The sequence below is a fragment of the Streptomyces sp. NPDC045021 genome (assembly GCF_056432645.1).
Genome location: NZ_JBWKIQ010000002.1, coordinates 452,947 through 467,353 on the forward strand (window position 1 = coordinate 452,947; position 14,407 = coordinate 467,353).

The 14,407-nt window shown below is 70.8% G+C and carries 13 protein-coding genes, 1 tRNA gene and 1 other RNA gene; 11 read left to right on the top strand and 4 right to left on the bottom strand.

Annotated features, from left to right (window positions below):
- Positions 1–360: 360 nt before the first annotated feature.
- Positions 361–1,221, bottom strand: coding sequence for a hypothetical protein (locus AC07DC_RS09115; protein ID WP_478913342.1), 861 nt, complete (start codon positions 1,219–1,221; stop codon positions 361–363).
- A 68-nt stretch (positions 1,222–1,289) separates the two neighbouring features.
- Here AC07DC_RS09115 and AC07DC_RS09120 point away from each other — a divergent pair, with 68 nt between their 5' ends.
- Complete coding sequence (locus AC07DC_RS09120) at positions 1,290–1,691, top strand: hypothetical protein (RefSeq protein WP_478913344.1); 402 nt, start codon at positions 1,290–1,292, stop codon at positions 1,689–1,691.
- A 108-nt stretch (positions 1,692–1,799) separates the two neighbouring features.
- Here the strand turns inward: AC07DC_RS09120 and AC07DC_RS09125 are convergent.
- Positions 1,800–1,884: transfer RNA gene (locus AC07DC_RS09125), tRNA-Ser, on the bottom strand.
- Positions 1,885–1,956: 72 nt separating this feature from the next.
- On the opposite strand from AC07DC_RS09125, the gene ffs reads away from it, so the two are divergent.
- From ffs to AC07DC_RS09175, 10 genes are all read left to right on the top strand, one after another.
- Positions 1,957–2,053, top strand: an RNA gene (gene ffs, locus AC07DC_RS09130) — signal recognition particle sRNA small type.
- A 40-nt stretch (positions 2,054–2,093) separates the two neighbouring features.
- On the top strand, positions 2,094–4,448 hold the full coding sequence (locus AC07DC_RS09135; protein ID WP_478913346.1) for a DNA polymerase III subunit gamma and tau: 2,355 nt from the start codon (positions 2,094–2,096) through the stop codon (positions 4,446–4,448).
- A 118-nt stretch (positions 4,449–4,566) separates the two neighbouring features.
- Positions 4,567–4,899 (top strand): YbaB/EbfC family nucleoid-associated protein, encoded by a 333-nt coding sequence (locus AC07DC_RS09140; protein WP_478913348.1) that lies wholly within the window; start codon positions 4,567–4,569, stop codon positions 4,897–4,899.
- A 69-nt stretch (positions 4,900–4,968) separates the two neighbouring features.
- A complete protein-coding gene (recR, locus tag AC07DC_RS09145) occupies positions 4,969–5,568 on the top strand; it encodes a recombination mediator RecR (RefSeq protein ID WP_138359453.1) in 600 nt (199 codons plus the stop codon).
- The gene (locus tag AC07DC_RS09150; protein WP_478913350.1) at positions 5,561–6,283 is read left to right on the top strand and encodes a DUF5063 domain-containing protein; all 723 of its coding nucleotides are present in this window, start codon (positions 5,561–5,563) and stop codon (positions 6,281–6,283) included. Before recR ends, AC07DC_RS09150 begins: the two co-directional genes overlap by 8 nt.
- Before the next feature lie 322 nt (positions 6,284–6,605).
- Positions 6,606–7,880, top strand: coding sequence for an aspartate kinase (locus AC07DC_RS09155; RefSeq protein WP_478913352.1), 1,275 nt, complete (start codon positions 6,606–6,608; stop codon positions 7,878–7,880).
- Complete coding sequence (locus AC07DC_RS09160) at positions 7,877–9,019, top strand: aspartate-semialdehyde dehydrogenase (protein ID WP_478913354.1); 1,143 nt, start codon at positions 7,877–7,879, stop codon at positions 9,017–9,019. Before AC07DC_RS09155 ends, AC07DC_RS09160 begins: the two co-directional genes overlap by 4 nt.
- A 276-nt stretch (positions 9,020–9,295) precedes the next feature.
- Positions 9,296–9,973 (top strand): SigE family RNA polymerase sigma factor, encoded by a 678-nt coding sequence (locus AC07DC_RS09165; RefSeq protein WP_478913356.1) that lies wholly within the window; start codon positions 9,296–9,298, stop codon positions 9,971–9,973.
- Positions 9,970–11,154, top strand: coding sequence for a hypothetical protein (locus AC07DC_RS09170; RefSeq protein WP_478913358.1), 1,185 nt, complete (start codon positions 9,970–9,972; stop codon positions 11,152–11,154). Before AC07DC_RS09165 ends, AC07DC_RS09170 begins: the two co-directional genes overlap by 4 nt.
- Before the next feature lie 155 nt (positions 11,155–11,309).
- Positions 11,310–12,152: an SURF1 family protein gene (locus AC07DC_RS09175; protein WP_478913360.1), complete on the top strand. Its 843-nt coding sequence runs from the start codon at positions 11,310–11,312 to the stop codon at positions 12,150–12,152.
- Between the two features lie 13 nt (positions 12,153–12,165).
- Here the strand turns inward: AC07DC_RS09175 and AC07DC_RS09180 are convergent, their stop codons facing one another.
- Together AC07DC_RS09180 and AC07DC_RS09185 are read right to left on the bottom strand one after the other, a co-directional pair.
- Positions 12,166–13,959, bottom strand: coding sequence for a S9 family peptidase (locus AC07DC_RS09180; RefSeq protein ID WP_478913362.1), 1,794 nt, complete (start codon positions 13,957–13,959; stop codon positions 12,166–12,168).
- Positions 13,956–14,399 carry a DUF6191 domain-containing protein gene (locus AC07DC_RS09185; RefSeq protein WP_478913364.1) on the bottom strand — a complete coding sequence of 148 codons (444 nt, stop codon included), beginning with the start codon at positions 14,397–14,399 and terminating at the stop codon, positions 13,956–13,958. The genes AC07DC_RS09180 and AC07DC_RS09185 overlap by 4 nt, the downstream gene beginning before the upstream one ends.
- Positions 14,400–14,407 lie beyond the last annotated feature (8 nt).

Here is a 14,407-nt window from a genome sequence, read left to right on the forward strand (position 1 = left end):
CCCCGGATCGGTACAGCAGTTCGAGGCCTAGGTCCGCGGTACCAACAAGGCGGCCGTGGGGGAGGCGGCCTTCGCCGAGCGTGTGCACAAGCTGTGGACCGTGCCCAGAACGCGGGAAAGTTCGGCGACACCGACGAGTGGTGACGCACTGATCTGACCAGCTCGGCTGCAGCATCCGAGCGCGAAGCGAGCATGGAAGGGGCGCGGCCGACCGACTCAGTCCCTCCCCTTCTTTGGTGATCTACAGACCTGCTCTGCCGGCAGGTCCTGTTGAACCCCGGGACCCGCCAGCGGATTGTCGTGCGGCGCCCGCTCGCGAGGCTGAGGTGATCCCAGTCCCCGCCGGCCGGGCCGTCGGACTCAGGCATCGGCCGGCTCGCGGGTGTCATCCCACCAGTTCGGCTCCTCTTCCTGCTGCTGCGCCGGAACGTCGATGGGGTGGATACACCGGTACATTGCCCCCGCCCCGGTCTCGGGGTGAACGGTTTCCCTGAGGCCCTGGTGATCGCATTGGGCACACGCGTCGATGACGTCACGGTTGTAGACCCACTCAATGTCCGCTGACAGCCGCCGAAGGCGGGCGAGCGCGAGGGGAGTCTCGTGGCAGCGAGGGGCCTCGTACTCAGGGATGGCGTGGTGGAGTTCGATCGCCTTGTCGATCCTTCCATTGAGGCTCGTCACTGACGCTGAGGCGGCCTCCGGCGGACCCATCCGCGAGTTGCGCTCCTTCCAGGCCGCGGCGGCGTCGGCGGCCCTACACGCGAAGCAGATCATCTGCCCGGGCGCGTACCCATGGGTGAACCCCTTGCGGATGACTTCGGTGAGCTCCTCGCGTCGAGCCTCGCGGACTTCGGGGTAGCTGTACTTCTCGCGGAACCCCCAGCTGCAGGGGTGCCTCGCGCACCATCTGGGGAAGCCGTGTGCGTCCGAGACGGGCGGAAAGTCGCCGTGGATGTTTATCCGCCGAGGTCGCGTCGGAGGGCGTCGACCGCGATGCAGAACGAGATCACGCCGCTGTGGGTGGCGAAGGACCGGACCGCGTCCTTGATCGACCGTGCCCCCTGGGCCCGCGTGGACGACATGCCGTGGAGAGAGATCGCCGGCGGCAAGGAGATGACGATCCGCGGCCGCTTCCGGCATCTCCAGGTGTGGAAGTGCGTGCCCAGCAGTCCCCGCCATTGCCAGGCCACGGAAGGCATCGGGCGCTGTGAGCAGGTTCACGCCGAGTGGTTCCTGCCCGTGCTCTGCCACCCAGTCGGGGCGGCGGACGGGCCGGGCGTCATATGTGGGTGCCGGAGGCCGACAGCCGGATCTGGCGGGAGCTGACCGACCAGCGGTCCCCTCCGCCTGCGCCTGAGCCACAGGAGAAGGACGACGAGATCACCTTCGCCGAGCAGGAAATCGACCGGAAGTGCCGGGCCGGTGAAGAAGGCTGGTTCGCCAGCGACACGCGGCCCATCCGCGACCTCGGGCAGCCGACCGGAGGTTTCACCCTGGCGCGGATGCCGACCCAGCGGGTCGGAAACCCCATGCTGATCATGCCAGTCGAGCGAGCTGCGGCCTCGGCTGCGCTGGGCTGCCCACCGTGGGAGCTGGGGCCTTGTGCCGTGTGCGGACAGCTGATGCGGCGTTACGGCCGCGATGCCGCCATGGCGTGCGATGTCTGCCGAACGGCGCTGAACAGGCGGTAGATCCACTGGCCGCGAGGGCGGCAACTGCAACCAAAGCTGCAACCAGGAAACGACGAAGGCCCCGACCATGATCCGGTCGGGGCCTTCGTCTGCCCTGGCGGGCGGGTGCGGAGGATACGAGATTCGAACTCGTGAGGGGTTGCCCCCAACACGCTTTCCAAGCGTGCGCCCTAGGCCACTAGGCGAATCCTCCGCGACGAACACTACAAGACGCGGAGGGGTGCTCGCGAACTCGTAAGCGGGTGATCCGATCGGGTACGCTGTGCGCAGCCCCTCACGTGGCGCTATCTCGCTGAACTCCCCCAGGGCCGGAAGGCAGCAAGGGTAGGTGGGCTCTGGCGGGTGCGTGAGGGGTCTTTGCTTTCCCCGGGGAGGTCGGGAGAGCGTCCGGGGGGACGTCGGATGTCAGTGGGCCCCGATATCGTCGTAGGCGTGTCCCTCGCTCTGTATCGCCGCTATCGTCCCGAGTCCTTCGCCGAGGTCATCGGGCAGGAGCACGTAACCGACCCGTTGCAGCAGGCGCTGCGCAACAACCGGGTCAATCACGCGTACCTGTTCAGTGGACCCCGAGGCTGCGGGAAGACGACGAGCGCGCGCATTCTGGCGCGGTGTCTGAACTGTGTTCAGGGGCCGACGCCGACGCCGTGCGGGGAGTGCCAGTCGTGCCAGGACCTGGCGCGGAACGGGCCGGGGTCCATCGATGTGATCGAGATCGACGCGGCGTCGCACGGTGGTGTGGACGATGCGCGTGATCTTCGGGAGAAGGCGTTCTTCGGGCCGGCGGGCAGCCGGTACAAGATCTACATCATCGACGAGGCGCACATGGTCACCCCGCAGGGCTTCAACGCCCTGCTGAAGGTGGTCGAGGAGCCCCCGGAGCATCTGAAGTTCATCTTCGCGACCACCGAACCCGAGAAGGTCATCGGCACGATCCGGTCGCGTACCCATCACTACCCCTTCCGGCTGGTGCCGCCGGGCACGCTGCGGGACTATCTCGCGGAGGTCTGCGCCCGGGAGGACATCCCGGTCGAGGACGGCGTGTATCCGCTGGTGGTGCGGTCGGGCGCGGGTTCTGTGCGGGACTCGATGTCGGTGATGGACCAGCTGCTGGCGGGCGCGGGCGCCGAAGGTGTGACCTACGCCATGGCGACGGCGCTGCTCGGTTACACCGACGCGGCGCTGCTCGACGAGGTGGTGGACGCGTTCGCGTCGGGTGACGGGGCGGCGGTCTTCGAGATGGTCGACCGCGTCATCGAGGGCGGACACGATCCGCGGCGCTTCGTTGCGGACCTGCTGGAGCGGCTGCGCGATCTGGTGATCATCGCGGCGGTTCCGGATGCGGTGGACAAGGGGCTCATCGACGCCCCGAGCGATGTGATCGAGCGGATGCGGGCCCAGACGTCCGTGTTCGGCGCCGCCGAGCTGAGCCGCGCGGCGGACCTGGTCAACACCGGTCTGACCGAGATGCGCGGAGCCACGTCGCCGCGGCTCCAGCTGGAGCTGATCTGCGCCCGGGTGCTGCTGCCCGCGGCGTACGACGACGAGCGGTCCGTCCAGGCCCGGCTGGACAAGCTGGAGCGGCGGGGCTTCGCCCCCGGTGCCCCCCAGGTCCCGGATTTCGCCTATCAGCCCGCGCACGCCGACCACGGTCCCGGCACTGGTCCCGGCGGTCCCGGTCCCGGTGGCCCCGGCGGTGCGGCCTCGGTCCGTGCGGCCGTGGGCGGCGGGCGCCCGGCTCCGGCCGCGCAGCAGGCCCCGGCCCCGGCGCGGACGCCGGCCCCCGAGCGGAACGAACCCGCTGCCGGCCTCGCTCCCGCCGCGGTTCCGGCCCCCTCCGACGGCGGCGCCCGGCAGCGGCCCGGCGCCTGGCCGACCACAGCCACTCCGGGAGCCACTCCCGGCGCTCCGGTGGCCGCCTCCGCCCCGGCGGCGGCGCAGGCTCCGGCGGCTCCCACGACCGAGCCGGGTGCTCCGGCCGCGCCCGCCCGCCCCGGGGCCTGGCCGACGTCCGCCCAGGCCCAGGCCGCGCCCACCACCCCCGCAGCCCCCGCCCCCGCCGCCCAGACGCTCGCCGCCCAGACACCGCCCGGCCCCGCCGCCCCGGCGCCGTCCGGGTTCGCCGGGGACTCGACGCGCGTGCGGCAGATGTGGCCGGACATTCTGGAGGCGGTGAAGAACCGCCGCAGGCTGACGTGGATGCTCCTGCTGAACAACGCGCAGGTGGCGGGCTTCGACGGGCAGACGCTGCAGCTCGGATTCGACAATCCCGGCGCGCGCAACAGCTTCGCCAACAGCGGCAGCGAAGACGTTCTCAAGCAGGCGATCAGCGATGCGCTCGGGGTGGAGTGGCGGATCGAGGCCATCGTCGACCCGTCGGGCGGCTCAGGAGCGGCCGGTGGCGGATCCGGGGGCCCTGGCGGCCCCGGTGGCGGCTTCGGCGGGGGAGGCGGCGGAGGTGGCGGGTCCCGGCCGTCCACCCCACCCGCACCGTCCGCCTCATTCGCCCCACCGGCACAGTCCGCGCCGTCCGCTCCGCAGGGCGGGCCCGCCCAGGCGGCCCATGCAGCCCCTCAGGCGGCCGCCGGGCGGCCCGGGGGTTCGCCGGCGCCGCTGATGTCGGACGAGACGCCGCCGCCCCTGGAAGACGACATTCCGGAGGATGACGACGCGGATCTGGTCGAATCCCCGCTGTCCGGATACGAGCTCTTCGTGCGCGAAATGGGTGCGACAGTGATCGAGGAGATTCCGAACGACTGATGTCGCCGGATGTTCCGCGTCACGTCGTCCGCTCCTCCGTACGGCGTAGGGCGCAGGGCCGTCCGAGCACGTAGGCTCGCCCTACCGCGCAACGTTGTCGTGAGGCAGGAGTGAACCCGTGATCCCCGGTGGTCAGCCCAATATGCAGCAGCTGCTCCAGCAGGCCCAGAAGATGCAGCAGGACCTGGCGGCGGCCCAGCAGGAGCTGGCCGAGACCGAAGTCGAGGGTTCCGCGGGCGGTGGCCTCGTGACGGCCACGGTGACCGGTGCCGGTGAGCTCCGGGGGCTGGTCATCGACCCCAAGGCGGTCGATCCTGAAGACACGGAGACGTTGGCCGATCTGGTCGTCGCCGCCGTGCACAACGCGAACGCGACCGCGCAGGAGCTGCAACAGCAGAAGCTCGGTCCGCTCGCCCAGGGGCTGGGCGGCATGCCCGGCCTGCCGTTCTAGCAGTCCGGGTAGCGCCGGCAACGACATCCGAGCCGACCCCGTGCCGGCTCCGACCCAAGGAAGGCACCCGTGTACGAAGGCGTGGTTCAGGACCTCATCGACGAACTGGGCAGGCTGCCCGGCGTGGGTCCCAAGAGCGCGCAGCGGATCGCCTTCCACATCCTGCAGGCGGACCCGGCCGATGTACGGCGCCTCGCGCACGTGCTGGCCGAGGTCAAGGCCAAGGTGCGGTTCTGCAACATCTGCGGGAATGTCGCGCAGGACGACCAGTGCAGGGTCTGCCGCGACCCGCGCCGCGATCTCGCGGTGATCTGCGTGGTCGAGGAGCCCAAGGATGTCGTCGCGGTCGAGCGCACCCGTGAGTTCCGCGGCAGGTATCACGTACTGGGCGGCGCGATCAGCCCGATCGAGGGCGTCGGTCCTGATGATCTACGGATCCGGGAGCTGCTGACGCGGCTCGCGGACGGCACCGTCACCGAACTGATCCTGGCGACGGATCCCAACCTTGAAGGTGAAGCGACCGCTACGTACCTGGCCCGCATGGTGAAACCCATGGGGCTGAAGGTGACGCGACTGGCCAGTGGTCTGCCCGTGGGGGGAGACCTGGAGTATGCCGACGAGGTCACGCTGGGTCGTGCCTTCGAAGGGAGACGACTGCTCGATGTCTGACACCGCGGTAACCACACAGGATTCGAAGGGCGCACCGGGCTCTCCGGAACGCGACCTCAGCGATCCGGACTTCCAGGAACCCGACGACTTCGCCGTCCAGATCTGCGATCAGATCGAGAGCTTCATCCTCTCGGTCCGCGAGGTCGCCAAGGGCGACGACCCGGACAGCGCGGTTCCGTACCTGCTGCTCGAGGTCTCCCAGCTGCTGCTGGCCGGCGGCCGGCTCGGCGCGCACGAGGACATCGTCCCGGACGAGCGCTACGAGCCCGATATCGGCCCCGAGCCGGACGCGGACGAGCTGCGCCAGCACCTCGCGGCGCTGCTGGAGCCGATCGACGTGTACTCGGAGGTCTTCGACCCGTACGTGCCCCGCAGCACGCCCGTCGCCTGCCGGATTTCCGACGATATGGCCGACGTGGTGACCGATCTCACGCATGGTCTCGCGCACTTCCGCGCGGGCCGGGTGAGCGAGGCGCTGTGGTGGTGGCAGTTCTCGTACCTGTCGAACTGGGGACCGACGGCCAGCGCCTCGCTGCGCGCCCTGCAGTCCCTGGTCGCCCACGTCCGTCTGGACAGCCCGCTGGACGAGCTGGACGGCCTGGACACGGACGATTCGGCGGACGACGAGGAAGCGTTGGCCGAGGAGGCCGGCAAGGTCATGGCGGCCGAACTCGGCACCCCGACAGGCGTCCGCGCCCAGCCCGCCACCGGCTGATCCGCCGCCCCGCCACCTCCTGTCGCCCCGGGGCCGGATATCCGCACCCTCCTGCCATCTCCCTGGCCGGAATGCCCGCCACCCTCCGGGCCGGACACCCGCCACCTCCTTCGCCGGACACCCGACGCACCCCCGGTCGGATATCCGGACGATCTGCCTCCGATCACGCATCCAGTGCCTGATCTGGGGTTATTCCGCTCTGTCCTGGGCAGGTGGCCCACCGAGTGGGCCACCTGTCTCAATATCCGGTACCGCGGAGGCCGCCCCGGCCCGCTCGTTAGACTGAGCCGACCGCAGTACCAGACCTTCCCGAGGAGCGCACGTGGGCCTTGTCGTGCAGAAGTACGGAGGCTCCTCCGTCGCCGATGCTGAAGGCATCAAGCGCGTCGCCCGGCGAATCGTCGACACCAAGAAGAACGGCCATCAGGTCGTCGTCGTGGTGTCCGCGATGGGCGATACGACGGACGAGCTGATCGATCTCGCCGAGCAGGTGTCACCGATTCCCGCCGGCCGGGAGTTCGACATGCTGCTGACCGCCGGAGAGCGGATCTCCATGGCGCTGCTGGCGATGGCGATCAAAAACCTCGGCCACGAGGCGCAGTCGTTCACCGGCAGCCAGGCCGGGGTCATCACCGACTCCGTCCACAACAAGGCGCGGATCATCGACGTGACGCCGGGCCGGATCCGGACCGCGCTCGACGAGGGCAACATCGCGATCGTCGCCGGTTTCCAGGGTGTGTCCCAGGACAAGAAGGACATCACCACGCTGGGCCGCGGCGGTTCCGACACGACCGCGGTGGCGCTGGCCGCCGCGCTCGCCGCCGAGGTGTGCGAGATCTACACGGACGTCGACGGGGTCTTCACCGCCGACCCGCGGGTCGTCAAGCGTGCCCAGAAGATGGACTGGATCTCCTTCGAGGACATGCTGGAACTGGCCAGCTCCGGTTCGAAGGTGCTGCTGCACCGCTGCGTCGAGTACGCCCGTCGTTACAACATCCCGATCCACGTCCGCTCGTCCTTCTCCGGCCTGCCGGGGACCTGGGTCAGCAACGAAGCACCGCAAGGAGGCAAGCCGATGGAGCAGGCGATCATCTCCGGGGTCTCGCACGACACGTCCGAGGCCAAGATCACGGTCGTCGGGGTGCCGGACAAGCCGGGCGAGGCGGCGACGATCTTCCGTGCCATCGCGGATGCCGAGGTCAACATCGACATGGTCGTCCAGAACGTGTCGGCGGCGGCCACCGGCCTGACCGACATCTCCTTCACCCTCCCCAAGACCGAGGGCCGCAAGGCGATGGACGCGCTCACCAGGTCGCAGGACCGCATCGGGTACGACTCGCTGCGCTACGACGACCAGATCGGCAAGATCTCGCTGGTCGGCGCGGGCATGAAGACCAACCCGGGCGTCACGGCCACCTTCTTCGAGGCGCTGTCGAACGCCGGGGTCAACATCGAGCTGATCTCGACGTCGGAGATCCGCATCTCGGTGGTCACCCGGGCCGACGACGTGAAGCCGGCCGTCCAGGCGGTGCACTCCGCGTTCGGGCTCGACAGCGACAGCGACGAAGCGGTCGTCTACGGCGGTACGGGACGATGAGCCGCGGGCCGTCCGACGCCGCGGGGTCGGATCCCGGCCACACTCTGGATCCCGGCCACGCCAAGGGCGCGGCAGCCGGCCGTCCCAAGCCGACCCTGGCCGTCGTCGGTGCGACGGGCGCGGTCGGCACGGTCATGCTGGAGCTGCTCTCCACCCGGCAGGACGTGTGGGGCGAGATCCGGCTGGTCGCCTCCGCGCGGTCGGCCGGCCGCCGCCTCGTGGTGCGCGGCGTCGAGACCGAGGTCGTCGTGTTGAGCGAGGAGGCGTTCGAGGGCGTCGACGTCGCGATGTTCGACGTCCCGGACGAGGTGTCCGCGCAGTGGGCCCCGATCGCCGCCGCCAAGGGCGCGGTCGTCGTGGACAACTCCGGAGCCTTCCGGATGGATCCCGACGTTCCGCTGGTGGTGCCGGAGGTGAACGCGCACGCGGTTCGCATGCGGCCGCGCGGCATCATCGCCAATCCCAACTGCACGACGCTGTCGATGATCGTGGCGATCGGTGCGCTGCACGCCGAGTTCGGGCTGAGCGAGCTGATCGTCTCCTCGTACCAGGCGGCTTCCGGCGCGGGTCAGTCCGGTGTGGACACCCTGCGCGACCAGCTGTCCAAGGTCGCCGGCACCCAGCTGGGAACCCAGCCGGGCGATGTGCGGCGCACGGTCGGCGACTTCGGTCCCTTCCCGGCGCCGCTCGCGCTCAACGTGGTGCCGTGGGCGGGCTCGCTGCGGGACGACGGCTGGTCCTCGGAGGAGATGAAGGTCCGGGACGAGTCGCGGAAGATCCTCGCGCTCCCGGAGCTGCGCGTCACCGCGACCTGCGTCCGGGTGCCGGTCATCACGACGCACTCGCTGTCGGTGCACGCGCGGTTCGAGAACGAGGTGACCGTGGAGAAGGCGCACGAGATCCTGCGGAGCGCTCCTGGTGTCGTCGTGACCGACAACCCGGCCGAGGGCGAATTCCCGACCCCCGCCGATGTGGTGGGCACCGATCCGACCTGGGTCGGCCGGGTACGCCGTTCCATGGACGATCCGAACGCGCTCGAACTCTTCGTGTGCGGGGACAACCTGCGCAAGGGCGCCGCCCTGAACACTGCACAGATCGCCGAAGTCGTGGCTGCCGAGTTCGTCGGTTCGCACACATGATGTGATCAACTCCTTGGTCTGGACCACTTGAAGTGGCCCGCTCACCAATGGACAATTCGCTCCCTGACCGCTGCAACCGGCAGCAGACGGGGAGCGTCTTTGTGTCAGCGCACTGCCCTAATGTGCTGCGTGCCGGGGGAGTTGGGCAGGCGCAGTTCGCGCCTGGGCAAATGGGCGCATTGGGGAAGAGTTGGTACGCATGGGGATATTCGACGCCAGATCAAAGGCGACGCCTTGCGCGTACAACCCTGACGGGGGGACGCGTGTCCAACAGTCGTGGCAGAGGCACTGGGTATCGAGACGGCACTTGGGCGGGGCGGCGCTCCGACACGCGTGTCGCGCCCGCGTACGCCCGGCCGTACGCCCGGTCGGGCACGTACGCCCGGCGGGATGCCCGTGATAGCGCCCTGGCCGATCGTGCGCGTGCCGTCCGAGCTGGGTGCTGACGCCACGATGGCCGTCGGGACCACGGTCGACCACCTCACCGAGACCTACCGTGCCCACTACCGGTCGCTGCTCGGCCTCGCCGCGCTGCTGCTGGACGACACGGCCTCCTGCGAGGACGTCGTCCAGGAGGCCTTCATCCGCGTCCACTCCGCGCGCAGCCGCGTGCGCGACCCTGAGAAGACCCTCGCCTACCTGCGGCAGACGGTGGTCAATCTCTCCCGGTCGGCGCTCCGGCGGCGCATCCTGGGCCTCAAGCTCCTCTCCAAGCCCATGCCCGACATGGCGAGTGCGGAAGAGGGCGCCTACGAGATCCTGGAGCGCGATCAGCTCAAGACCGCCATGCGTTCCCTCCAGCGCCGTCAGCGCGAGGTCCTCGTGCTGCGCTACTTCGCCGACATGACCGAGGCACAGGTCGCCGAGACGCTCGGAATTTCCCTGGGCTCGGTGAAGGCGTACGGTTCCCGTGGCCTCGCGGCGCTTCGCATCGCGATGGAGGCGACCGTATGACCACCCCCTACGACTCACGTGGCATGGATCCAGAAAACCGCGAATTCTCCGAAGAGTTGAACGAAGAGCGCAACGCAGCGCCCGCCGGCACCACCCCTCCTGGGGCGGAATCAAGCCCCTTCGGGGCGAGAACCAGCCCTCTTGGAAGTGGGATCGGCGGGAGTGGCGGGCCGAGCTCGCCCGGGGCCGCCGGGGCGAGCTTCGACGAGCTGGCGCTGCGCCGGCTGATGCAGGACGCGGTCAAGGGCCTCCGGCCCGCACCCGACGCGCTCGACGCTCTGCGGCATGCCGTACCGGCCCGCCGGACGCGCCGTCGCCAGGCCGTGGCCGGCGCCGCCGCCGCGTTCCTGCTGGCGTGTACCGCCGTGCCGGCCCTGCTGCATGTCGCGAACACCGCGGACCAGCAGGACACCACCGCGGCCGGCGCCTCCAGCCCCAACGATCCGCGGCAGGACACCGGCGGCCTGGGGGAGAGCAGCCAGGACGACGCGGGCGGTCCGGACAACACCGGGACCGACGGGGGCAGCGAGCCGGTCCCCTCGGCGACACCGTCGCCGACCCCCACACCCACCAACGAGCACGGCGCCACGGTCGCCCCGACGCCCACCGGCTCGGCCGGCCGCACCGCGCCGGTGTGCGACCGATCCCAGCTCGGCGACGGCGCGAGCAAGACCGGTGCCCCGGACGCCAAGGGCAACGTCTACGGCTGGTTCCGGGTCGCCAACGTCTCGGCGAAGGGCTGCACGGTCAAGAGCGGCGGCGCCGTCACCGCGATTGCCCAGGGCAGCGCCGATGCGTCGAAGATCCAGGTCCTGGACCACACGACGGGCGACCCGGCCACCGGCCTGCCCAACGTGGCGGCCGCCCCGCTGGTCCTCCAGCCGGGTGACACGTACGAGGTCCGGTTCGCCTGGGTGCCGGACGCCGCGGGCCCCAACGGCTGCCCGGTGCAGCCCACCCCGACGCCCACCCCGACCACCGTCGGCGGCACCACCAGCGGGAACAGCGGCAACAGCGCCTCGAACAACACCCCGGCGGCGTCCGACGTGCCGCCGACGAACAGCCCGGCGAGCGTCGAGATCAGCCACACCCCGGAGGCGGGGCCGCCGGCCGTCGCCGACACGACGATCCCTGACGCGTGCGCCGGGACGATCTACAAGACGACGGCACTCACGCCGTAGCCACGGCGCAGCCGATCGCTGCCCGCCCGCCGAGGCATGAGCCGTATTCGGCGCGGCGGCGGGGCTTCGGTTCGAAGTCCGGGCCGCGGGGGCGTGGAGTGCCGGGCCGCGGGCCCGGTGGCGTCCGCCGGCCCCGCTCCCCGTACCGTTGAGGCGTGTACCGGTTTCTGCTGACCCCGCGCTGGCTGGGAGTCCACCTCTTCGTCGTGCTCGCCGTGCCGTTCTGCGTGTTCATGGGCAGCTGGCAGCTGAGCCGCTTCGAGGACCGGATGAACACCCACCACGTCGCCGAGCAGGCTCCCAAGGCCGCCGCGTCCGCCGCCCCGGTCCCGCTCGCCGCCGTTCTCCCGGACACGAAGGCGCAGGTCACCCAGGACACCACCGGCCGCACGGTCACCGTGACCGGCCGCTACGACACCGGCCACCAGCTCCTGGTCCCCGGCCGCGTCCTCGGCGACCGCACCGGCTACTACGTGCTCACCCCGCTGCGTACGGCCGGTGGCGCAGCCCTGCCCGTCGTCCGCGGCTGGCTGCCGGGCGACGCCACGTCCGCCACCGCCGCCGGCATCCCGGCGGCACCTGGCGGCGACGTCACCGTCTCGGGCGCGCTGCAGCCCCCCGAGAACACCGGCACCCAGGGCGTCCAGTCCGCGGGCGGCCTCCCGCAGGGCCAGCTCGGCATGATCAGCGCCGCGTCACTCGTCAATGTGCTGCCGTACGAGGTCTACAGCGGCTGGATCACGGTCACCGACGCCACCGCACCCCTCAAGCCGGTGCCCCCGGCGGCCCCCGGCAACACCGGGCTCGACCTCAAGGCGTTCCAGAACCTCGGCTACACGGGTGAGTGGTTCGTCTTCGCCGGCTTCGTTGTCTTCATGTGGTTCCGGCTGGTCCGCCGCGAGGCGGAACTCCGCGAGGACACCGCGCTGGGCCTCATCCCGGACCGGACGGAAGCCCAATCGCCGGGCAAGCTGGAAGAAGCCCTGCCCGGCGACTGAGAACCGCGTCAGATCACCGCGCGTGCTTCATCGCGAAGGCCAGCTCCAGGCGGACCTGCTTGATCCGCTCCTCGACGACGAGCGAGCCGTGCCCCGCGTCGTACCGGTACACCTCGTGGACCTTCCCCAGCGCCGCCAGCCGCTCGACGTAGTTGTCGATCTGCCGGATCGGGCAGCGCGAGTCGTTCATGCCCGCCGAGAGGTACACCGGCGCGGTCACCCGCTCGACGTACGTGATCGGCGACGATGCCTCGTACCGCTCCGGAACCTCGGCGGGTGAACCACCGAAGAGCGTGCGGTCCAGCGACTTCAGCGCCTCCATCTCGTCGTTGTACGAGGTGACGTAGTCGGCGACCGGTACGGCCGCGAGCCCTGCCGTCCAGGCGTCGGGCTGCGTGCCGAGCCCCAGCAGCGTCAGGTAGCCGCCCCACGAGCCGCCCGAGAGCACCAGTTTCGCCGGATCGGCGAGCCCCGAGCCGACGGCCCAGGCGCGGACCGCCGCGACGTCCTCCAGTTCGATCAGCCCGACGCGGTGCTTGAGCGCGTCCGTCCACTCGCGGCCGTAACCGGTGGAACCGCGGTAGTTGAGCCGCACGACGGCGAAACCGTGGTCGATCCAGGCCGCGGGGCCGGCCGCGAAGGCGTCGGAGTCGTGCCAGGCGGGGCCGCCGTGGACCTCGAAGACCGTGGGGAAGGGCCCGTCGCCCGCCGGCTTCTGGATGAGCGCGTGCACCGGCCCGCCGGGGCCGTCCACCCACACGTCCTCGACGGGTACGGAGGCCGGGGCCTTGAGACCCGGCGCCTCCAGCACGATCCCGCCCGTCGTGGACCGCACGACCGGCGGCAGCTCCGCCGACGACCACAGGTACTCCACCGACCCGTCGGGGCGTGCTGTGGCGTTGCTCACGGTCCCCTGCGGGGTCTCCAGCCGGACGAGCGTGCCGGCGGCCGGGCCGGTCAGGGCGTAGCGGAACATCTCACTGCGCGCCTGGTACGAGTGCACGACGAGCAGCGCGGAGCCGTCCGGGAACCACTCGGCGGAGACGTCGCCCGGCAGGTCGATCGCCAGCGCGGTCTCCTCGCCGGTGGTCACGTCCCACACCATCGGCAGCCAGCGCCCGGCCCGCTGGTGGCCGACGAGCAGCCGGGTGTCCCCGGCCACCGGCGCGAAGCCCAGGCAGTCGAGACCGAGTTCCTCGGTGCCGCCGCGGGAGTCGTCCAGCTCGGCGACGGTCGAGCCGTCGAGCCGCACCACGCGCAGCGCGCCGTGCATCGCGTCACCGTGCTCGGTGTGCTCGATGACGAGCAGCGTGCCGTCCTCCGACAGGTCGCCGACCCCCGCCGACTCCGCGTGCCGGTAGATCTCCACCGGTGCGGCCCCGGGCCGCACCACGTGCAAGGACGTGCCCTCGTCGTCCGTCGACCGGCCGATCACCACGGTCCCGTCCGCGCCGAGCGCCAGGCCGGCCGGGTACGAGGGGTCGAGGCCGGGCGTGGCCGGCTCGTCCTCGCCGCCGCCGAACGGCTGGCGCATCCACACTCCGAACTCGTCCCCGTCGGTGTCCGAGAACCACCACACCCACTCGCCGTCGCGGGACAGCGTGCCCTCCGTCGTCCCGTTCGGCCGGTCCGTCGCCTGGCGGCGCTCGCCGGTCGTCCGGTCCCACGCGTACAGCTCGTACGTGCCGGTGGCGTTCGACACGAAGAGGCAGCGCTGCGGTGCGTCCTCCGCCCACTCCGGCAGCCCCACCCGAGGCGCCCGGAACCGCTTTTCCCACTCCGGCATGGCAGCCGTGACATCACTCATGGCTCCATCAAACCCGATGGGGCGCGCTGGTCGTGAGGATCCGGTCGCGGAGGTCCAGCCGCGGGGGATCCAGCCGCGGGGATGTAGCTGCGGGGGTTGCGGTCGCGGAGGATGCCGTCCCGGGGGATCCGGTCGCGGGGGATGCGGAGAACGGCCGTCCCGCCGTCCAGATCGATCCGCGACCGGGGCGGCGCCCCGTCACCCTCTTCGTCCCGGAGCGCCAGGGACGTCTTGCGCTGCTTGAGCTCCTCCTGCTTGCCCGCCGACAGCGTCGCGTGCAACAGCTCGAACCCGGTCGACGAAACCTGCCCCTGCCGCCCGGCCCCCCGCCACGGCAGCATCGCGGCCTGCCCGGCGCGCAACATCAACTGATCGACGAACGCGGCGACCGTCAGCAGGACCACGAGCCCTGGCAGCGTCATGAAGAACAGGAAGGCCATGTCCCGAG